This window comes from Pirellulales bacterium, from assembly GCA_019694435.1.
Classification (GTDB): Bacteria; Planctomycetota; Planctomycetia; order Pirellulales; family JAEUIK01; genus JAIBBZ01.
The window spans coordinates 112,589-134,574 of record JAIBBZ010000006.1; the positions used below are offsets into that span (position 1 = coordinate 112,589).

The 21,986-nt window shown below is 66.0% G+C and carries 13 protein-coding genes; 7 read left to right on the top strand and 6 right to left on the bottom strand.

What is annotated here, in order from left to right:
• Positions 1-85: 85 nt before the first annotated feature.
• The gene (locus tag K1X74_07555; protein MBX7166189.1) at positions 86-3,787 is read right to left on the bottom strand and encodes a PQQ-binding-like beta-propeller repeat protein; all 3,702 of its coding nucleotides are present in this window, start codon (positions 3,785-3,787) and stop codon (positions 86-88) included.
• Positions 3,788-3,954: 167 nt separating this feature from the next.
• On the opposite strand from K1X74_07555, the gene ggt reads away from it, so the two are divergent.
• From ggt to K1X74_07575, 4 genes are all read left to right on the top strand, one after another.
• Complete coding sequence (ggt, locus tag K1X74_07560) at positions 3,955-7,701, top strand: gamma-glutamyltransferase (GenBank protein ID MBX7166190.1); 3,747 nt, start codon at positions 3,955-3,957, stop codon at positions 7,699-7,701.
• 84 nt (positions 7,702-7,785) lie between these two features.
• Positions 7,786-9,195: a DUF1501 domain-containing protein gene (locus K1X74_07565; GenBank protein ID MBX7166191.1), complete on the top strand. Its 1,410-nt coding sequence runs from the start codon at positions 7,786-7,788 to the stop codon at positions 9,193-9,195.
• 328 nt (positions 9,196-9,523) lie between these two features.
• The gene (locus tag K1X74_07570; protein ID MBX7166192.1) at positions 9,524-12,691 is read left to right on the top strand and encodes a DUF1553 domain-containing protein; all 3,168 of its coding nucleotides are present in this window, start codon (positions 9,524-9,526) and stop codon (positions 12,689-12,691) included.
• Between the two features lie 68 nt (positions 12,692-12,759).
• Positions 12,760-14,220 (top strand): DUF1501 domain-containing protein, encoded by a 1,461-nt coding sequence (locus K1X74_07575; GenBank protein ID MBX7166193.1) that lies wholly within the window; start codon positions 12,760-12,762, stop codon positions 14,218-14,220.
• Positions 14,221-14,294: 74 nt separating this feature from the next.
• Here the strand turns inward: K1X74_07575 and K1X74_07580 are convergent, their stop codons facing one another.
• The 3 genes from K1X74_07580 to K1X74_07590 all read right to left on the bottom strand — a co-directional run bounded on the left by K1X74_07580 (position 14,295) and on the right by K1X74_07590 (position 18,800).
• Positions 14,295-16,502 carry a DVUA0089 family protein gene (locus K1X74_07580; GenBank protein MBX7166194.1) on the bottom strand — a complete coding sequence of 736 codons (2,208 nt, stop codon included), beginning with the start codon at positions 16,500-16,502 and terminating at the stop codon, positions 14,295-14,297.
• A 285-nt stretch (positions 16,503-16,787) separates the two neighbouring features.
• Positions 16,788-17,330, bottom strand: coding sequence for a hypothetical protein (locus K1X74_07585; protein MBX7166195.1), 543 nt, complete (start codon positions 17,328-17,330; stop codon positions 16,788-16,790).
• A gap of 753 nt (positions 17,331-18,083) precedes the next feature.
• A complete protein-coding gene (locus K1X74_07590) occupies positions 18,084-18,800 on the bottom strand; it encodes a glycosyltransferase (protein MBX7166196.1) in 717 nt (238 codons plus the stop codon).
• 276 nt (positions 18,801-19,076) lie between these two features.
• Here K1X74_07590 and hisI point away from each other — a divergent pair, with 276 nt between their 5' ends.
• From hisI to K1X74_07605, 3 genes are all read left to right on the top strand, one after another.
• Entirely contained in the window at positions 19,077-19,472 is a 396-nt protein-coding gene (gene hisI / locus K1X74_07595) for a phosphoribosyl-AMP cyclohydrolase (GenBank protein ID MBX7166197.1), read from the top strand.
• Positions 19,473-19,477: 5 nt separating this feature from the next.
• Positions 19,478-20,149: a hypothetical protein gene (locus K1X74_07600; GenBank protein ID MBX7166198.1), complete on the top strand. Its 672-nt coding sequence runs from the start codon at positions 19,478-19,480 to the stop codon at positions 20,147-20,149.
• A 140-nt stretch (positions 20,150-20,289) separates the two neighbouring features.
• Entirely contained in the window at positions 20,290-20,751 is a 462-nt protein-coding gene (locus tag K1X74_07605; GenBank protein MBX7166199.1) for a RidA family protein, read from the top strand.
• Positions 20,752-20,805: 54 nt separating this feature from the next.
• Here the strand turns inward: K1X74_07605 and K1X74_07610 are convergent, their stop codons facing one another.
• On the bottom strand, positions 20,806-21,462 hold the full coding sequence (locus K1X74_07610) for a histidine phosphatase family protein (protein MBX7166200.1): 657 nt from the start codon (positions 21,460-21,462) through the stop codon (positions 20,806-20,808).
• A gap of 85 nt (positions 21,463-21,547) precedes the next feature.
• The gene (locus K1X74_07615; protein MBX7166201.1) at positions 21,548-21,847 is read right to left on the bottom strand and encodes a hypothetical protein; all 300 of its coding nucleotides are present in this window, start codon (positions 21,845-21,847) and stop codon (positions 21,548-21,550) included.
• Positions 21,848-21,986 lie beyond the last annotated feature (139 nt).

Here is a 21,986-nt window from a genome sequence, read left to right on the forward strand (position 1 = left end):
GGCGGAAATATTAGCAGAACGCTGCGGTTGCTAGCAAATCGAAGTGGCCGAGCCGCTGCCCTTGCAGCCGCCTGGGGGCGGGCGATTATTTTTCGGCGACCACCTCGACCCCGCAAATCAGCGGCTGGCCCTGTTGCGGCGTAAATTCCAACAGCAGGTCGCTGCCGGCATCGACGTCGGCAAATTCGCGCATGAGCATCTGTCGCGGCGCTCCGCTTTCGCCGACGAGATCGAATCTTTCCAGCACCTTTTCGCCTTGCAGCGACACGTCGAAGACCCGATCGCCGGGTCGATGATCGTCCGGCTCGGCGAAATAGAGCCGTACGGTGTAGCTCGACTCGGGCCGCTTGTCGCCGCCGCGACCCAACGGAATGCGGATCGACCGCACGCCCTCGACGCCCGAGGCGGCTACCCATTTCAGCCCTGCGCCGGACAATTGGCTGGCATGATGGCGAAACACCCGGGCATCGGGCGGCGTCATCTCCACCGGCACGTCGGGCGACGACCCGCCGACACTCGGAAAATCGAGCCACAGCGATCCTTGTGGGTCGCGGCGATCGCCGGGCGCGCCGAAGTTGATGCCCACGCGATCGATCGGACCGGCCGGCGCCTTGAGGGCGCTATAGGTCCAGATCTCGGCATCAGGCACGTTCACGAAGCTGAGCGACGTGAACAACGAGTAGTTGCAGACGCAACCGCTGGCGAAGTTTGGAGCGTTGAGCACGCCGTCGGCCGGGAGCAGGCTGTTGCGGCAGCCGCTACGGAAGCCCTTCAGGCGGCCTGTGCCTCCGGTGACCATATCGAAGAAGCCGGCATCGGCCGCGCGGAACGTCAGCAGGTTCTGGCAGGCCACGGCATAGTTGCAGTGATGCCCCTGCTTGGTGAATTCCCAAGCCACGGGCTCGCCCGAGATCGGGTGCGGCATCGTCATCGGTTCGCCCGTCTCGAGATAGTAGGACAAGCCCGGCCCGCGCTGGTCGATGATCCGGTCGTTGTACAGGATGACCTTGTCCCAGACGCTTTCAGGGTGCCCGCCAAAGCCTTGGCCGACGGCATCCTTGCGCCAGAGCATCCGCCCGTCTTCTCCTTGATAGGCGGCCAGGCCATCTTTGTTCGAAACCACGAGGGTGCCCAGCGACTGGGAATAAGCCATCCAGGTGACCACGACTTCGGTCGGGACGCGCCACAGAACCTCGCCCGAGGCCGCGTCGAGCGCCAACAAGAACCGTTCTTTACCGGCCTTGGGAGTCAGGCCTTTGCGGCGCATGTCGGCATAGAACTTTTCCAGACGGCCATCGAAGCAGAACACCTTGCCGGTGCCGACGGCAAACACGGGAAAGCTGAACTCGGCATCGCGCGACCAGATGGCGGCACCCGTGTGGCGATCGATCGCCACGACCCGCGCTGGAACCGGTTCGCGCGGGCCCAGCTCGCGAAAGACCTCGACGATCAGCCGATCGTCAGCCAGGCGAATTCGCCCCCAGCGATCCGACTTGTCAGGCAAGGTGAACGTGGCCTGCGTCGCGCCGCTGGCCGGGTCGATTTTGAGACAGTGCTTGTCTTGCACCAGGTAGAGCGCGTCGTGCGTCGCCACGAAATGAAAGCCGCTGACGGTGAAGTTGCCGGCCCGGCCCAGCGAACGGCCCGAGGAGAGCGGAACCTGCCACAGCAATCGCCCGGTGTAGACGTCGACGGCCGTCAATTTCTCGGGCCCGTTGATGAAGATCCGCCCGTCGATCACCGCCATGCTCGGGCCCCAGTCGTGGCGGTCATAATAGATGTCAGGATTCGACGACGGGCCGCCAAACCAGAGCACGCCCAAGGGCGCGCGGACCAATTCGTCGGGCGACATCAGCGTGTTGCCCGGGTCGCCGTACTCGTGCGTCCAATCGGCGGCACCAACCAGCGCCCCCGGCCGCGTGATCGTGGTCCAGGTGCCGCGCCGCTCGACCTGGGCTTTGGAAAGCCGCTCGGCCGCGACGAGCTTGGCGAAGGCCTCATGCTGGGGTTCCGTGAGCGGGAACCAAGCCGTCCCGCCGTAGGGCCGCAAGACCCCGTACAAGCCTTGCGCAAATTCGCTGCCGCGATCGATCCCGGCGCGCGCCGGGTCTTCGGAGATGACCAGCGACGCAAGGTAAGCCGGCAGGCCATAGGCGAGCGGATCGGCGGCGATGGCGCAGACACGGTTGCCGTAGAGGCCGCGCGCCTGCCAGGTCTCGCGCAGGCGGCCCACGCGCGCGGCGTCAGCGTCGAGCGCGATGATCTGCAGGTTCGATTGGCGCACCAGCTCGTCGATCAATCGTCCGTCCTTGATGCCCAGCACCAGGCAATAACCGTCCTGCGTGCCGGCGGCGGCGAGCATCTCGGCCACGGGCCGCGTCCAGGTGTCGTTGGCGGCATATTCCTGCGGCTTGTCGCCCAACTGGACCGGGGCCGCGGCGTCTGCGGCCAGGCAGTGGATCGCCCCTTCGAGCGTCACCACGAACAGGCGCGCGTCGGCCGCGATGACGCGGCTCAGCGTGCCCGGCACGGCGGCCTGCCACGCGCGCGCCGGTTTCGCCTCCGGCGAGCTCCCCAGCTCGACGGCGAACACTTTGTCGGCCTGATGGCCGTAAAGCTTCGTGCCGGCGATGAGATCGAGCTCCAGCGGATGCGCCGTGACAAAATCCTGGCGCGCGAGCTTTTCGGTCGGCACGCCTTCGATCAAATCGCTACAGGGCATTCGCCAGAGTTCTTCGATGGTGAGAATCTTCGTGGGATTGCCGCGGCGGTCTTTGCCTTCCTTGGCCGTCACCTTGGTCAGGTCATACGCCACAAGGTCGCCGTCGTCGGCCGCGTAGACGAGATTGCCTTGCGCGAGCGGCCGGGGGGCGCGGATGCTGACTGCCTCGCGGGTATCGGCGTTGTAAATCCCGCCGCCGTGAAACAGATAGGGGCCATTCGTCGACAGGTAAAAGTCGGTCCGTCCCTTGATGTCGTAGGCCAGGTCGACCAACCGACCGGCCTTCAGGTCGTAGCATGCCGCCTTGGATCGTCCACAGGGGATAAACACGCGATCGCCGCTGGCCGCCAGATGGCCTTGCGGCGAAAGATCGGTCAAGGTCGTATCGTCGGTTTCCGGAGCGGTGCCGACGTCGCCCGTGCGGACGATGCCGCCGGTGGCCGCGTCGACGATATAGAGCGAAGTCCCCTCGAACGGCCACACGCCGACCGTGAAGCAGATCTTGTCGCCCGCCATCACGGCGCCGCCGCGTACCGGCCAGACCGAAATCAACCGCGAGTTACCCAAGACATGCCGCTCGCCCAGCGCCACGTGGAGCTTCCAGACCGTGCTGCCCGTGGCCGCGTCGAGACAATAGAAATTGCCGTCGTCGCTGCCGAAGTAGACCCGCCCCTGATGCACCAAGGGCGCCAGTCGCACGGGGCCTTCGGCGAAAAACCGCCAGCGGACTTCGCCGCTGCGCGTGTCGAAGGCCGTCACGCTGTCGTTGCGAGACGATCCGACGAACAACAACTGGCCCGCCGCGACCGGTTCGTAGACGGCGTCGAACCAAAGCCGCTCGTCCTCTTTCCAGGCCGGCGTCAGCGCGCCCAACTCCCGGGTCCAGGCCAACCGGAGCGAATCCGGCAAGGCCTCGGGCGTCACGGCGGTGCGCTGTGCGTTGTAGCGCCAGGTGGGCCAATCCCCGGCCCGGGCGGCCACCGCGCTCATCGCGCACAGGGCGCTCAAGCAGATCATGCCGCGCAACACCACGGCACAGAGTTCGAACCGCAGGAAACGGGCCATCGGACGCGCTCCAGGGATAAATAGTCTTGAGGAAACCGCAGCAGTCGGCAGCTCGCCCCCCCGGCGGCCCGAAGCCCTACTAGAATAGGTGCTCGAACCGCCGGACGCCAAGCTCCCAGCGGGCGAAGATGAGCGTTGTGTTTGTTTGACACAAATCCAGGCAATTCATGATGTTTGCATGGCGACGACGGCTGGCCTGCGTCTTGAGCGTCGCCTGTGCCGGTTGGCTGGGGGTGGCTGCCACGGCCGCCGAGGTTCCCGCGCCGGTTCATACGGTCCGCGGCGATCGGGGGATGGTGGTCAGCGTTTCGCCCCTGGCGACGCAGGTCGGCGTCGACGTGTTAAGGCGCGGGGGGTCGGCCGTCGATGCGGCCGTGGCCGTGGCGTTGGCCCTGGCGGTCGTCTGGCCCGAGGCCGGCAACATCGGCGGCGGCGGCTTCATGCTCGTGCAGCCCGCGCCTGGCGCGGCGCCGGTGTGCATCGAATATCGCGAAACTGCGCCGGCCGCCGCAACGCCCGACATGTTCGCCGCCGGCACCGACCTGCAAGGCCACGAAGTGGTCGGAGTGCCCGGTACGGTGGCCGGCTTGGCTCTGGCCCACGAACGTTTCGGACGACTGGCATGGCGCGAGCTTGTCGAGCCGGCGGTGAAGCTTGCGCGCGAGGGGTTCGTGCTCGATGCCACGCTGGCCGGCGATTTGAACAAGCTGCTCGCCACGAGCGCCGGCTTTGCCGAGCTGCAGCGCGTCTACGGGCATGCCGACCGCGAACCGTGGCGAGCCGGCGACCGACTCGTGTTGCCCGACCTGGCCGCGACGCTCGAGCAGATTGCCGACCAGGGGCGCGACGCCTTTTACCAGGGCCGCATTGCGGAGGCGTTGTGCGCTGAAATGCGAGCCGGCGGCGGACTGCTGACCGCCACTGACCTGGTTGCATATCGAGCCCAGGTGCGCGAACCGATCCACGGCACCTATCGCGGCTGGGACATCTACGGCCCGCCGCCTCCCAGCTCCGGTGGCATCGTCGTCGTCACGGCACTCAACATCCTCGAACGGTTCGACCTGCGGGCACGCGGCCGCTGGTCGGTCGACACGGTGCACCTGATCACCGAGGCCATGCGCCGCGCTTACGCCGACCGGGCGCGCTGGCTGGGCGACCCCGACTTCGTGCGCATTCCCGCGGAGCTGATCACCAAGGACCACGCCCAACAGTTGGCGGCCGATATCGACCTGGCGCATGCGACCCCCAGCGAGCGGCTGGCTGCCGACCTCCCGCTGGCCGGCGAAGGGGAAAGCACGACGCATTTTTCGATCGTCGATTCAACGGGCATGGCCGTGGCGAATACCTACACGCTCGAGGAGAGCTACGGCTCGCGGGTCGTCGTGCGCGGCGCCGGGTTTCTGCTCAACAACGAGATGACCGATTTCAATCGGCGCCCCGGCTACACCGACCGCCGCGGGGCGATCGGCACGCCGGCCAACGTGATCGCGCCCGGCAAACGGATGCTCAGCTCGCAATCGCCGACGCTCGTGCTGCGCGACGGGCGGACGCGCTGGATCACCGGCAGCCCCGGCGGGCGCACGATTCCCAACACGGTGCTCAGCGTGCTGTTGGGCGTGCTCGAATTCGAAGAGCCGCTCGACCGGGCCGTCGCGGCACCGCGGCTGCACCACGCCTGGTTTCCCAATCGCCTGCTGTTCGAAGGCGCCGAGCACGAGGCCTGGCAGGCGCTCGTCGCGGGCCTGCGCGAGCGCGGCCACGACGTTGCCGCGCCGGACGACGCACAGGGGGACGCACACAGCATACAGATCGCCGACGATCTGATCGTCGGCGTGGCCGATGGCCGCCGCGCCGAGGCCCAGGCGGCGGGCCTGGCGATCGATCTGCCCGAGCTGGAGTTTCCGAATTGGAAGATCGCGGAGGTGTACGCAGCGAATTGGAGCAATACGCTTGCGGCCTGTCGTGAACCATTGGGTCAGGCGCCGAGCGCGCATCCGCATACCGATCCGCAGCGCCCCTGGCGCGTCGACGTGGCGGGCCACTATCCCGGCTGGTACCCAGGCGTCGACGTCAAGCATCTGGCCGCTGCTTACCTGGCGACGGCCGGCGATTTGCCGCGCGTGCTGCGCGCATGGGACTTGACCACGGCACACTATCAAATGCCCGACGGCGGCATTCGCCCGTCGACCATGCAGGACAATCCGCAGGGCATCTGGCCCGAGACGACCGTCGACGGCAGCGTAGTGTTCTATCCGCTGCGGACCGTGGCCACGATCGACTATCTGCTGCTGGCTGACTTGATCTATCGCTATTCACAAGACCGCGACTGGCTCGCGGCGAATATCGATCACGCGCGCAGCGCAGCGCGCTTTCTCGAAGGCTGGATCGATCCCGACGGACTGCTGTACAGCCATTCCTACGACCTCGACCAGGTCGACCGCGAGATCGACGGCGTGGCGCAGGCATCGGCCTGCCTGGCATTCCGCAAACTGGCCGAACTCGAGACCGTGCTCGATCAGGCTGCGGCCGCTGCGCACGCGCTGGCCGTGGCCGAACGCCTGACCGCGGCAGCCCGGAAGTTGTTCTGGGACGACGAGCACGGCTATTTCGTCGAGCACTTGGTTTACAACAATCTAGCCGCAGCGAGGCGCAACCTGGCCAAAGTGACCGCATCGTCCCAGCTCGATGCCGAGCATGACGCCGCGAAGGCCTGCGATGGCGTGCTGGGCATCGGCGTCGATGCGTTCGGCGTCGGCATCGGGGCCGGCGGGCGCCACGAATGGGCTGCCAACGGCGAGTCGCTTGGCGCGTGGCTGCGCGTCGACTTCGCCGAACCACAAACGATCGGCCAGGTGTTGCTCGTCAATCGGACCGATCCACAACTCGCACCGGGCGAACGGTTCGCCGCCGGACGGCTCGAATTCAGCGACGGCTCGCGCCCTGTCGAAGTCGAGTTCAACGACCTGGGCATTTCGCGGGCGGTGGCGCGGTTTTCGCCGCGGCGCGTGAGTTGGGTCCGGTTTGTCGGCACTCAAGTCCAAGGCGCCGCGCGGCCAGATAGCGCCGCGGGCCTGGCCGAATTCCTGGTCTTGCCGACGGAAGAACCGTACCGGGCCATCGCGCACGGCATGACCGACACCAACTTCGCCATGGTCGGTTTCGAGGTCGCCACGGTGGAACAAGCGGCACGCGTCTGGCATTACTTTCGTGCCCACGAAGCGGAGTTCTACCAGGTCGGCGACTTGCGCGCGCCGACCTGGATCGCCGAACGGGCCGACACTTATGGTCCCGCCGAGCTCAACAAGCGGGCACCTTTCAAGGATTGTGTGGCGATGGGCCGCACTTGGCGCTACGACGTGCTGATGCGCCGTCACTTTGGCGACGGCGCCGGCATCGTGCGTACACTCGACGATGCGCACGCGCTGTTCAATCGACCGTCAGGAGGAGGCGTGGGCTACTTTGCCGAGCGCTATCAACTGGGGCGCTTTCAACCGGGCGACGAGGCGATGCTGACCGTGCCGAAGTACGCCGAATATCCGGCCGTGTATAACTCGACGGTCGTGCAGGAAGCGCTCCTGGGACTGTCGATCGACACGCGTGGCGTGCTGCACGTCCAGCCCTGCGTGCCCGACGACTGGTACGATGCCGGCTTCGGTCAACAGGGTTGCGGCGTCCTGGCAGCTCATCGGCTGACGTTTCACTATCGAGCCGACCACGTCGAGGGCACGCTGGCCGGGCCGGCCGGCTCGCGACAGATTGACTTGCTTCTGCCGCCGCAGCTGCGCCAACGCGACTGTCGTCTGACGATCAACGGTCGCGAGGTGACCGTTACACCCCAGGACGACAGCCTGATCTTTGCGCTCCCGCTGGCGGGTGATAAGCCGGCTGCGTTCGTCGTGCGGTCTGCGCGGTGAGCCGGCAGTTCGTTGTGACCTGCCTGGGGTGCAGGTACATTGAAACCGGACGTTGGGCGTGCAATTTCTCGCGGGGAACGGGCCGTGCTCACCTTTGGCATCGGCGATCGACCAATGCAGCGCCGCGCCTTTCTGCGGATCGGCGGGGCGCTGTTGGGAGGTGCTGCCTTTGGCCAGCTGGGCGCCCTCGGCCAGCCGGCGCTCGCGGCCGTCGATACCCGGCGATTGCTCTCAGGCAAGTCGGTCATCCTGCTGTTTCTGCACGGCGGGCCGAGCCAGTTCGAGACGTTCGACCCCAAGATGGACGCCCCGGTCGGCATCCGCTCACAAACCGGCGAGATCGCCACATCGCTGCCGGGGGTCACCTTTGGCACGTCGTTCCCGCGGTTGGCCAAGCTGGCTCACCGCCTGACCATCGTCCGCTCGTATCGGCCGGGCAACGCCAATCACGACATCAAGCCCGTCGTCGCGCGCGAAACGAGCGGCGCCAATGTCGGGACGCTGTTTGCGCGCGTGGCGGGCTCCTCGCATCCGGCCACGGGCATGCCGAACAACGCGCTGCTGGTTCCGCAGGCCGTCGATCCCCAGGCCAAACCCGCGCAGACACAATTCGGCCGCTTCGACGCCACGGGCGGACTGGGCGCTTCGCTGGCGCCGTTTGTGCCCGGCGCCGGTGGAGAATTGCAACAAGACCTGCAACTCGCGCTGCCGCTGGAGCGCGTGGAACATCGCCGCGCGATGCTGGCCCTGCTCGATCAGGCCCGCTTCAAGCTGGCGGCCCGCGCCGAACGCGACCCGGTCGACGCGCTGCGCGCGCAGGCTTACTCGACGCTTCTGGGTGGCGCCGTCTCGCGGGCCTTCGACCTTTCGCAGGAAGACGCCCAGACACTGGCGCGCTACGACACCGCGCCGCTGGTGCATCCCGAGCAGATCGACGCGCGGTGGGCGAACCGTCCGTTCTACATCGACAATTCGCAAACGCTGGGCCGGTTGTTGCTTCTGGCCCGACGCCTGTGCGAGGCCGGTTGCGGGTTCATCACCGTGACCACCAATTTTGTCTGGGACATGCACGCCGACGTGAACAACGCGCCGATGACCGTCGGCATGGGTTACACCGCGCCGCCACTCGATTGGGCCTTGTCGGCCTTACTGGAAGACCTCGAGGCGCGGGGACTCAGCGACCGCGTCCTGGTGGTGTGCTGCGGCGAGATCGGCCGCACGCCCCAGGTGAACGCCGGCGGCGGGCGCGACCATTGGGGCAACCTCGGGCCGCTGTTGTTGGCCGGCGGCGGATACTCGATGGGCCAGGTGATCGGCCGCTCGACCCGCGACGGCGCCGAGCCCGCCACGGAACCGATCGGCGTTTCCCACCTCGTGGCGACAATGCTGCAAACGCTGGTAAACCCCGCCGAGCTGCGCCTGGTCCCCGGCGTGCCGGACGACGTCTTGCGGGCGGTCACAGCCGAAACCATTCCCGGATTGAGCACATCCTAGCGGCCGGCGCCGCGACTTCGCCCGTACACCCCAAGCCAGGGTGCGTCGTTATTATGTACGGGCGAAGCACTTAGGCGCGTTGACTGCCCCTTTCGGAGGGCCGACAATAATGTGCATGGCCGGCAATCGTGTTCCGCGCAGCGGTTCAACGGCGGCAGGCCATGCCCGCCTGCAATGTCCGGCGGTGGTGTGCCGCCTGGATGTTCCTGCCTGATACCCGCCCGACGGCCGCGACGGCGTGTCAATTACGATGAAGAGACGGTTCGTCGCTGGCCCTGGGTCTCCTGGATAGCTCCGTCGGAAATTCATTGGGGGGAGTGCCGTCGCCATGAGTCTTTGTGGTTTGCTGCTGCGTCGGCTTGCGCTGGTCGTGTTGCTTGCGACGGTGCCTGCGGCGCGCGCCGGTGAGCTGGGCTACAACCAGCACATTCGCGAGATCTTGGCCGACAACTGTTTCGCCTGTCACGGCGCCGACAGCGCCGCGCGCAAAGCCGACCTGCGCCTCGATCAGCGCGACGCGGCGCTGGCTGCCGGGGCGTGGACGCCGGGCGACGTCGACGCGAGCGAAGCCATTCGCCGGATGGTGACCGACAACCTCGACGAGCGCATGCCGCCGCCCGACAGCGGTCGCGAGCTGAAGCCGGGGCAATTGGAACTGCTCAAGCAATGGGTCGCCGAGGGCGCCGAGTATCAGCCGCACTGGTCGTTCATCGCGCCGGTCCGCCCGCCGGTGCCGGCGGTCAAGCAGGCGGCCTGGGTCGTCAATCCGATCGACGCCTTCGTGGTCGCGAAGCTCGAAGAACTGGGCCTTGAGCCGGCGCCCGAGGCCGATCGCCGCACCCTGGCGCGGCGCGTCTGTCTCGATATCACGGGGCTGCCGCCGGCGCCCGCCCTGGTCGAATCGTTCGTCAACGATCCTGCCCCCGACGCCTACGAGCGCTACATCGACCAGGTCCTGGCGATGCCGCAATGGGGCGAACATCGGGCCCGGTATTGGCTCGACGTGGCCCGGTATGCCGACACGCACGGCATTCACTTCGACAACTTCCGCGAGATCTGGTCGTACCGCGACTGGGTAATCGGGGCGTTCAATCGCAACTTGCCCTACGACCAGTTCACGATCGAACAGATCGCCGGTGACCTGCTGCCCAACCGGACGCTCGACCAGGTCATCGCCTCGGGCTTCAACCGCTGCAACATCACCACGAACGAAGGCGGCGTGATTCCCGAGGAATACCTCGTGCTCTACACGCGCGACCGCACCGAAACGGTCTCGCAGGTCTGGTTGGGCCTGACGGCCAACTGCGCGGTCTGCCACGACCACAAGTTCGACCCGCTGCCGCAGCGCGAGTTCTACGAAATGGCGGCGTTCTTCAATAACACCACGCAAGGCGCGATGGACGGCAATATCAAGGACACGCCGCCGATCCTGCCCGTGCCGCTCGCCGCCGATCGCCAGCGCTACGACGAGCTCGTAGGCCTGCTGGCCACGACGCGCACGGCCATCGAGCAGACCCGGACGACGGCCCGGGGCGAGTTCGACGGCTGGATCGCGGCCGCGCCGGCCGAAAACCTGGGACTCGCGCCGCCGGCCGACGGGCTGGTGTTGTATGCCCCGCTGAACGAAACGTCGGGCCCGAATGTGCAGCTCACCGTCCATGGCCAGTCACGGACCGTCGCGCTGGCGCAGGAGCCGCCGCGCCAGCCCGGCCACGTGGCGTCGCACGCGCTGCAAGTCAGCCCGGCGAGCATCGTCGAGGTGCCCGACGCCGGCGATTTCGATACGGCGCAGGCCTTTACCTATGGCGCTTGGGTTCGCTTGACCAAGGACAACCTGAGCGTCACCGGCGCGGTCCTGGCCCGCATGGATACGAAGCACGATTTTCGGGGTTGGGATCTCTGGATCGAAGGCGGCCGTGTCGGCGCACACCTGGTGCACAAATGGGACAGCGACGCGCTGAAGGTCGTCACCGGCGCGCCGATCGAAGCGGAGCGCTGGACGCATCTGATGATTACGTACGACGGCTCGGCGAAGGCGGCCGGCGTAAAGGTCTACGTCGACGGCCAGCAGCGCGACGTCAACGTAGCGACCGACAAGCTCAAGGGGACGATCCGGACCGAGGTGCCGCTGAAGATCGGCGTGCGCTATGTCGACGAGCGGCTCGACGGCATGCTCGTCGAAGACGCCCGGGTTTACGGCCGGACTTTGTCGCCGAGCGAAGTCGCGCAAGTCGCCACGGCGACGCGCGTGAACTATCTCGCCGGCCGGGCGGCCGATCAGCGCACGCCGGCCGAGGCCGACGAGCTGTATGCCTGGTGGCTCGGTGCGCGTCACGAGCCCTACCGCGACTTGACCGGCAAGCTGGCTGCCTTCGAGGCCGAAGAAACTGCCATCCGCGCCCGGGGAACCGTGGCCCACGTCATGCAGGAACGCGCCGACGAGGCGATGGCCTACGTGCTCTACCGCGGCGAATATGAGCAGCGCCGCGATGCCGTGAAACCGAAGACGCCCAGCAGCCTGCCGGCGATGCCCGACGACTTGCCGCGCAATCGGCTCGGCTTTGCTCAGTGGCTCGTGCGGCCCGAGCACCCGCTGATGGCCCGAGTCGCGGTGAACCGTTTCTGGCAAGAGGTTTTCGGTACCGGACTGGTCCGCAGCTCCGGTGATTTTGGCACCCGGGGCGATCTACCGACGAACCAAGAGTTGCTCGATTGGCTGGCCGTGGATTTCCGCGAGCACGGTTGGGACGTCAAGCGGCTGTTCAAACTGATGCTCACCTCGAACACCTATCGCCAGGCCGCGCTCGTCACGCCCGCCAAGCTCGAAAAAGACCCCGACAATCGGCTGCTCTCACGCGGGCCACGGTTCCGGATGGATGCCGAGATGGTGCGCGACTATGCCCTGGCCGCCAGCGGCCTGCTGGTTGGTAAGATCGGCGGCCCGAGCGTTCGACCCTATCAGCCCGAGGGCGTTTGGGAAGCCGTCGCGATGATCGGCAGCAACACGCGCGACTATCAGGCCGACCGCGGCGACAGCGTCTATCGGCGCAGCATGTACACGATCTGGAAGCGGAGCGCGCCGCCGGCATCGATGGACATTTTCAACGCGCCCAGCCGCGAGACGTGCACGATGCGCCGCGAGCGCACCAACACACCGTTGCAGGCGCTGGTGACGCTCAACGATCCGCAGTTTGTCGAGGCGGCCCGGCAGTTAGCCTCCGACGCGCTGCGCAGCCCGGCGGTCACGCCGGAGCAACGCGTGAACCTGATTGCCGAACGGCTCTTGGCCCGACCGCTGCGCGACGACGAGCAGGCGATCGTGAACCAGTCGCTGGCCCAGCTCAGCGCCTATTACCTAGCGCAGCCCGAGGCCGCGGCCGAGCTGCTCAAGGTGGGCCACGCGCCGGTCGACGCGGCGCTCGACCCGACGCTGCTGGCCGCTTGGACGATGTTGACCAACGAATTGATGAACCTCGACGAGGTGCTGTGCAAGTAGCCGCGCAGGCGGCTCGGCTGCCCGCGGGCCGCCGAGTCCGAATTCTTCCGTTAACGCGAGAGCTTCCGATGCATCCCTGGCAAGAACATCAGCTCCTGGAAACGCGACGGCACTTTTTCGGCCGGGCCGGACATCTCCTCGGCTGGGGGGCGCTGGCCTCGCTGTTGCCGGGCGGCGCCGCGCCGGCACGGGCCGCGACTGCGGACAACCCGACCGTCGGCCTGCAGCACTTTCCCGGCAAGGCCAAGCACGTGATCTACCTGCACATGGTCGGCGGTCCCTCGCAATTGGACCTGTTCGACTACAAACCCCAGATGCAGGAGTATTACGACAAGGACCTGCCCGATTCGATTCGCAAGGGCCAGCGGCTGACGACCATGACCTCGGGCCAGGCGCGGTTTCCGATCGCACCCAGCAAATACAAGTTCGCCCAGCACGGCCAGTCGGGCATGTGGGTCTGCGAGCTGCTGCCAAACGTCGCCAGCATGGTCGATGACCTGAGCTTCGTGCGCAGCATGTATACCGAGGCGATCAACCACGAGCCGGCCATTACCTACATCCAGACGGGCAACCAGATCACCGGGCGGCCGTGCCTGGGCGCCTGGACCAGCTACGGTCTCGGCTCGCTCAACGAAGACCTGCCCACGTTTGTCGTGCTCGTCGCGCAACCGTCGAATACCGAGCAGGTGCAAGCCATCTCGGCCCGGCTCTGGTCGGCCGGGTTCCTGCCCGGCAAGCACGCCGGCGTGTCGTTCCGTTCGAAGGGCGACCCGATCCTGTACATCAACAACCCGCCCGGCGTCAGCAACGAGGTCCGCCGCGCGACGCTCGACGGCCTCAAGGCCCTCAACGAGCTGAACCACCAACAACTGGGCGACCCTGAGACCGCCACGCGCATTCAGCAATATGAGCTGGCGTATCGCATGCAGACGAGCGTGCCTGAGCTGACGAACATCGCCGACGAGCCAGCGACCACGACCGAGCTGTACGGCGCGGATTGCCAGAAGCCCGGCACGTTTGCCAACACCGTCTTGATGGCGCGGCGGCTGGTCGAGCGCGGCGTGCGGTTCGTCCAGATCTATCACAACAACTGGGACACCCACACCAACGTCGCGGGCCGCTTGCCCGACCAGTGTCGCGACGTGGACCGTGCCTGCTACGGGCTGATCCAAGACCTCAAGCAGCGCGGCATGCACGACGACACGCTGGTGGTCTGGGGCGGCGAGTTCGGCCGCACGATCTATTCACAAGGCGGCCTGAGTAAGACCAACTACGGCCGCGACCATCACCCTCGGTGCTTCACGATGTGGATGTCGGGCGGCGGCATCAAGGGCGGCACGATCTATGGCGAAACCGACGATTTCTCGTACAACATCGTCAAGGACCCGGTCCATATCCGCGATTTCCACGCCACGGCCCTGCGCCTGTTGGGCTTCGACCACCAGCGGTTGACCTATCGCTTCAACGGTCTCGAAGCCCGCCTGACCGGCGTCGAGCCGGCCCGGGTGATCTCCGAAATCCTCGCCTGACGCCGCGCGTGGCGGGACGGCAAACGTGACCATGCGCCGCCGTATCCACCGTCGGCGGCGCACGGTCCGTGTGCTCATCTTCGGCACCACCGCCGGCCACGCCCCGTGAGCAGCAGCACCCCGGCAATCGCCGCCAGCACGAGCGACGACGGCTCTGGCACCGCAGCCACGAGCTGCGCGGAAGCCTTCGATTGCGCAAACATCCAATCGTAGAGCCCATACTGGTTCAACTCGGCGTCGTTGTAGACCGGGTCCCAGATATCGTGCCCTCCGTTGGGAATTTCGGTGAAGAGCGGCGAGCCACCCGCATTGCGAATCGCATTGACCATGCCGCGCGAGTAGGTGACGGGCACCACGTCGTCGAGGGTTCCGTGAAACACCCACAGCGGGATGTCCTTGATCGTGGGCGCGTCGAGAATGCTCCCGCCGCCGGACATCGGGACCGCGGCGGCAAACAGATCAGGACGCTCGGCCAGGTACTCGAACGTGCCGAAACCGCCCATCGACAGCCCGGTGATGTAGATCCGGTGGGGGTCAACGGGATATGTCGCGAGGACGTCGGCCAGGATTTCCAAGGTGCGATCGTAGCTGGACGTCGGCGTCCACCCGCCGGCGAACGGAAAATCGGTCATCTGCGGGGCGAGCAGAAACGCCCGGTAACGGTCGCCTTGCGTCGCGTTGATCAGGCCGTCGATGTGATTGAGCTGATCGTAATTGTCGACGCCGCGTTCGCCGGAACCGTGAAGAAACAACACCAGCGGCAATTGCTCGGCCGACGACTCGGCGCCCGAAGGCACGAACAACCGGTACGGCATCGGAAACACGCCATCACGATCGAAGACGTTTTCCACCGAATCTTTGGTATGCAACGAAGCGGCTTCGACCCCCGAGGCGCCGAGCACCAGGGTGCACACGACACCGCACAGCACCCGGCGAAGCCAGCCTCGCCGCCGCGCGGCAAACACCAAAGCGAATCCCATCGTGGCCAGGAACCAACTGGCCGGCTCGGGCACGACGGCCGTCGACAGGGCCACGCCCAGGCGATAGCCGCCCGGCGACGAGTCGGAGGCCGCCAGCGTCGGGCCCGGCTGCGCAAAGGGCACCACGGCCAGCGTGTATTCGCCCGGCGCTGCAAAGGCGTATTCGATGAAGGCATCGTTCGAGCTGAGGCTCCCTAACGCCCCCAGCGTCGACGAGGCATCGTCGTTCGAGGCGATCAGCCTGCCGAGCGCATCGTACAGCAGCAGGCGCGTATCGAAGCTCGCACCGTCGATGTCAAAGATGCCCACGGCGTTGGCTGCCGAGACGTGGAAGCGATAATAATCGGGAGTTCCGTCAGCCTCGGCGTCGATGGTCAAGTGCGGCATGGCCGCGGAAATGTTGACCAGCGATTCGCCGATGTTCGGATCGAAGCCCGAGCGAAACTCCGCGTCGAGCGACTGGGCCGTCGCCAAGCTGTCGTTGTCCGGATTGGCCCGCACGATCGTCGGCTCGGCAAGCTGAAAGCTATGTCCGACGATCTGGCCCGCGACCTGCAGGCTCACATTAATCCGCCCGATGCCTTCGACGTCATCGACCGATGTCAGGACCGAAGTGTTGATTGGCACGCGCAGGTCCCAGCCGCCCGAGGCGCCCATGCTCAGACTGCCTTGGCCGGCGATGTTTTGGGCCGCGTAGCGCTCCTCCAGGTCGAACCGCACGGGATCAATCAACAACCCCAGGCCCGATTGCCCTTCGAAGTCGAGCTTGGTCGAAACGGAAATCCATTCGTCGGTCGCGAACCCGTAGTTGCCCGATCCCAGATCGGTCAGCGAGGTGATCGAGTATTGATCGGCGTAGTCCAGCCAGAAGTCGCGGACCGCGGCCACCGCGCGGGTCGGAACGCCGCCGACGTCGAGGATCATGATGCCCAGAAAGGCCGGGGCGATGCCGTGTTCGCCTTGCGGCAGCGGCTCCCAGATTCCGCTCGGCAAGCCGTACATGCCGCCGCCGCCGAACTTCATCGTGCCGGCGTCGAAATCGACATTGGCCGCGAGCACACCGTCCAGCTGGCCGGATCGCCCGGTGCTGAAGCCAGGCTCGCCGAGACCGCGGCGCCCCTGACCGACGGTCGTCACGACGAGACCCAGATCGAGGAAATTCAGCGTGGTCGTGGATTGCAGAACGCTTTGCGTGGGATCGACATCGAAATAGAGCCGCTCGCCCGCACCGGCGGCTCCCGGCGATGTGAAAGCGACACACCAAGACACCAGCGCGCAGCCAAAGACAGTTCGAACCGACATGGGGTTGCCCTCAAGAAAATGAAAAAAGCATGCCTGACAACACGCGGCGTGGTGCGATCAGTAGCTGTTTCCAAGGAGGGCAGCAGGGGCAATGGAGACCAAGCATGTGGCCCCCGCATGCCCGTGTCAAGCGCGCGGCGGGTTAACCCTGCTGGCAGCCATCAAGAACAGGAACGGCCGGCGGCGGGCAAGCATTCGCGCTGGCCACACCGCCGGCCGTTGGGTCGCACCCTTCGTCACCGGAATAAGCTCGGGACGCCCGTGGCCATGAGGCCACTGAAATGATCACAGCTCGCGGAATAAATCGCTCGAAATCCGACGTTCGACGATCCGCCCGAACTCGTCGAGCGTGCGCCGCTGCCCCACGGCATGCCAAGGATTCACGCCCTGCAACTCGGGCATGATTTCGATCAGTTGGTCCACCAGTGTCTGCGCCAGCCGTCGAATGCTCGCGTGGTCGGCCTTTTCCAGAATCGCCGCGGCGGTCTTCATGATCTTGACCATCCGGGCCCGCTCGAGGACCGGCGGCGACAGGGGGGCATCGCTCTCTTCAAGCAGCTCGCCGACAGGTACCTCGAGGGCCTCTTGCCACTGAAACAGTTGTGACAGGTGCAGGTCGCTCCCGGGATCTTCTTCGAGCTTCAACTCGCTCACGGTGCGTTTCAATTGACGGGCGACGCCCCGCAAGGAAACCCCCTGCTGGCGCCGTACCTCGGCAATGCGGTGGAGCGCCCGTTTGCGACGGGTGGGCGACTCCTCTTCAGGTTCGGCGGCCCGGGCAAACACCGGACTGTCAACAGGCGTTACAGGAAGATGGGAAATGCTCATGCGAAGCCTCCTGTTCCACCGGGCAGGCACGAGAGCCAGCCGGTCGAACACCGATAAAAGAAAGAACAAAAAATGAATACCGAACGACCGACGATCGTTCGCATGAGACGCCGAAGCCAAGGGAAGCCGCACGCGCGCTGCCCGGGAAAAATTCCCATGCAACGACAGCGGCCACGCTTCAGGGGGCCGTGGAATAGTTCCGGCGCAGACGAGTAGCATCCCTCACCGAGCACGCGGCCGGCGCGCAACGCGCCCGCGCATGGGTGGATGAGGAAAAAAAGCTATGACACCAACTCGATGGAGATCCCAAACGTCTGCCGACCGATCCCTCGGCCCCGAAGGCTCACGCGATCGACAAGACACCTCTCGACTCTGTTGGGTCGGCGATTACCCCAGCGGCGGCCGCAGCTGACGAGGTTTCCCTTAACACTCGTCCGGTCACGAACCACCAGGCGCCGACGGTTCTCCCAATTATGCAACCCGGAAACGGATATCGCTACGATCCAGCGAAAGATGAGGACTCGACCGCTCGCAACCCCCGCAAAACCCCACACGCAAGTGGCCGAGTTCGCCACACTATAAGTTTGCCCGGACAATTGGGCAAGTCGTCGAACCAGTAAAAACCCTTAAGTTTGGTCGATCGACGCCCAGGTGCTGTGCGAAACAAGATTCACACGCGGGCCACGAAGACGCGCTTGGACACTTGCTCGATGCAACAGCGGTCCGTGCGTCACGACGACCGCTGCGCGCCGCTCATTCGCCCAGCGCGAAGTTCTTGATCGGGCCCAGATAGTTCGGGCGCCGCACGCGCTGGGCCGCGGGCGGAGACGATTCGCCGGCGTGGCTCGAATTGCGGCTGGCCGACTGGGCCGGCAGTTCGGGAATCTCGCCGATGCCACGGCTCTTCATCGTCAACTCGACGAACGGATGACCAAAGCGACGCAGCTCGTCGGCCAAGGGCCCGCCCGCGGTCAATGCCGCGCGGAAGGCATCGAAAGCCCGGCGGCGAATCAACACGTAGTCGAGACGCATGCCGGACGCCTTGGCGCGTTTGCCGCCTTGGCCCAACCGTTCGATGAGGGCCATCCAGCCGCTGGCCTTCTCAAGAAGCGAGCAAGCCAGCACGGCATCGCGGCCCGCGAACTCCTGCCACAGCTTGTAGATCTCGTGGACCTCGATCTGCGAGTCGGGATCGCGAACCAAGAGCATATCTCCGCGCGTCTCTTGAATCGCGGCCCGCAGCGTCATCTCCCGGCTCACAGGCAAGGGAAAGGCCAGCCGGCGGACCTGTGGATAGCGCATCGATAGTTCGTGCGCTATCTCTGGCGTAGCGTCGGTCGATCCGTTGTCGAGCACGACGATCTCGAACCGTGGCACCAGGTCATGCACGACCTCGATCAGCTCTTCGACGAGCCCTTCGAGCGTCGCCTGGGCATTGCGAACCGGCAGGCAGATCGTAAACAACGGCACGCGTAAGTTCCTGCTTGCGAGAGGATTCAGGATTGCTCGTATTGATCGGACCGCCCGGCCAACGGACTCCACAAGTGCTGGCAGAGAGACAAGCGGCGCGCGTGGCAACGCTTGCAGCGTTGGGCCGGCCGGCGCGGGCCAAAACGGTCGCACCGGCCCCCACCCCCTGCGGCCGTCTTGCTGGTGAGCGCCGCGCGGGCCGATTATGCTGACGCGCTGGCTTCCGACGGGCTGTTTCCCTGAGCCCCCGAGGCCGGCGCACCTGGACCCTGCAAGATGGCTCCCGACGGCAATGTGCCTGACTTTTCCCGCGGCGACGGCCTGTTGCCGGCGATCGCCCAAGACGCCGCCACGGGCGACGTGCTGATGCTCGCCTATATGAACGCGGAGAGTTTTGCCGAGACGGTCCGCACCGGTCGGGCAGTTTATTACAGCCGCAGCCGCGGGCGGCTGTGGCGCAAAGGCGAAGACAGCGGACACGTGCAGCACGTCGAGGCGATTTACGTCGACTGCGACGCTGACACCATTTTGCTCCGCGTCCGGCAGACAGGCGCCGCTTGCCACGAAGGCTACCGCAGTTGCTTTTTCCGGCAGCTCACGCCCGAGGGTGTGCGCACGATCGGCCAACGCCTGGTCGATCCCCAACAGGTTTACGGCCAGAAAGGTAGTTAGCACCGATGTGGCGACGATGTCCGGTCGTGGGTGGGGCGCTACTTGCCACGCTCCTGGTGTTCGTGGCCGAGGCGCGGGCAGGTGACCTCGAGTTGCTCGTTCGGGAAGACTTTTCCGGTGGAGCGGACCGTTGGGAGCCGACCGATCCCGCAGCCTGGGAAATTGCCACCACGCCCGAGGGACCCGTCTACCGGTTGGCGAGGCAAAGCAAGTACCAGCCCCCGCACCGCAGCCCCGTCAACATCAGCCTGCTCAAGGACGTCGCGCCGGGCGATTTTGAGCTGACCGTGCGCGTGCACACGACGGCGCGCTCCTATGGCCATCGCGACATGTGCCTGTTCTTCGGATACCAGGACCCGGCCCATTTCTACTACGTGCATTTCGGCCAGCGCGCCGACGAGCATGCCAACCAGATCTTCATCGTCAACGACGCGCCGCGCAAGATGATCAGCCAGACGAGCAACCCGGGCACCCCCTGGACCGAAGACTGGCATCGCCTCAAGCTGGTTCGACGCGTGGCCGACGGCACGATCGCCGTGTACTTCGACGACTTCGACAAGCCTGCCATGACGGCCATCGACAAGACGTTCTTATCCGGCCGCATCGGGCTGGGCTCGTTCGACGACACCGGCGAATTCGACGATCTGGAGCTGCGCGGCGCGCCGGCCAGGCCTTGAGCGGCCGTGGCTGCGCCAGTGGATGATGGCGCCGGTGGATGATGGCGCACAAGCTGTTAGAATCGCGGCCTCGGAACCGGGCCACGGCAGGGTGCCGCTGGGAGCGGTTTCGATTCGCTGCACACACGTCGAGGGACATCATGGGAGCCGAGGCCCGAATCGCCGAGTTAGGACTGCAATTGCCACCGCCGCCCAAGCCGGCCGGCGTCTACAAGCCGGTCGTCGTCGTCGGGAATATGGCCTACGTCTCGGGTCACGGGCCGCTGTTGCCCGACGGCTCGATGCTCACCGGCAAGGTCGGCGCCGATCAGGACCAGCAGGCCGGCTACGAGGCCGCGCGGCAAACGGGCCTGGCGATTCTCGCGTCGCTGCGGGCCCATTTGACGAGCCTCGACCGCGTGGTCCGGCTGGTCAAGACGCTCGGCATGGTCAACGCCACGCCCGACTTTGCGCAGCATCCGGCCGTGATCAACGGCTACAGCGAGCTGATGAGCCAGGTGTTCGGGCCCGACGCCGGCGTCGGGGCGCGCAGCGCCATCGGTATGGGCTCGTTGCCGGGCAACATTCGCGTCGAGATTGAGGCGATCTTCGAAGTGCGGTAGGTCGGATCGCCCGCCGCGGCCTCGGCAGTTCTCGGCAAACGGCCGGACCCGATTTCAATACAGGTCGCCTGCCTTGCCCTGATGCACGCCGCAGCGCACCAGGTGCTCGACCTGGTTGAGCGTGACCAGTTTGGCCTGCTTGTCCCAGGTCACCTGGCTGATTGCGCCGTTGAACAACGAAAACGGGTTGCGCTCGGCGGGTACGCCGAGCAGCGCCTTCAGGCCCGCGGTGAGCACGCCGCCGTGCGCCACGACGAGCACGCGCTCCAGCCCCGTTTCGCGGATCGCTTCGAGCACGGCCAGCGCGCGTGCCATCAGCGCCCGGCGCGATTCACCTTGCGGCACGACAAAGTCGGGCTCTTGCGCGCGCCAGCGCGCCGCGGCCTCGGGATGCGCCGCCTGGATCTCATCCCAGCGCAGGCCCTGAAAGATGCCGGCATTGATTTCCTTAAGCCGTTCGTCGGCCTGGGCACCCACGTCGAGCGCGGCACAAATCGGCTCGGCCGTTTGCCAGGCACGCGCCAACGGGCTGGCGAACACGGCCTGAATGGTCTGGCCTGTGAACGCTTCGGCAAGCGCCGTCGCCTGGCGCAGCCCGAGCTCCGAAAGCGGCGGATCGAGTTGACCTTGAATGCGGCCTTCCGCATTGAAGACGCTCTCGCCATGCCGCACGAGGTACAGAATCATCTTCGATCCGTCGGTTTGACTCATCGCCCGAATCACGGCCCTCTGCGGAGACGCGATTAGACGGGTCCGACCCAGAGGTCGTCAAACCGTTTGGCGGGCCCGGGGCCGATCAGCCGTTGTCGGCTGCCGCGGCCAGGGCCGCAAAGTCTTCGGCCGCCTTGGGATCTACCGTCGCCTCGAAGTCGGCGCCGCCCTGCTGTTCGTTTTGCGGGGCCGCCACGGGCATCGAGTCGGGGGCCATCGGCTCGGCTGCCGGGGGCTCGGCCGGCTCAAGGGGCCGCGATTCGAACGGCACCACCGGCGGCAACTCCGCATGCAAGGTCAGGTGATCGTGCCCGAGAAACACGGCCAGCGCGTAGCCCAAGGCCAGGTTCAAGACCATCAAGATGACAACCAGCACAAGACCCATGAATTGCCGGCTCGCGTGAGTAACTCATCCAGTCGATTGCTGACTGAATCCCTACAAACGTAGCTCCGCAGATGCGTGCGGTGCGCCGCCCGCGCGTGCCCGGGACGTCCCCGTCGAGCCCGGAATTCCGGTTTTGCGG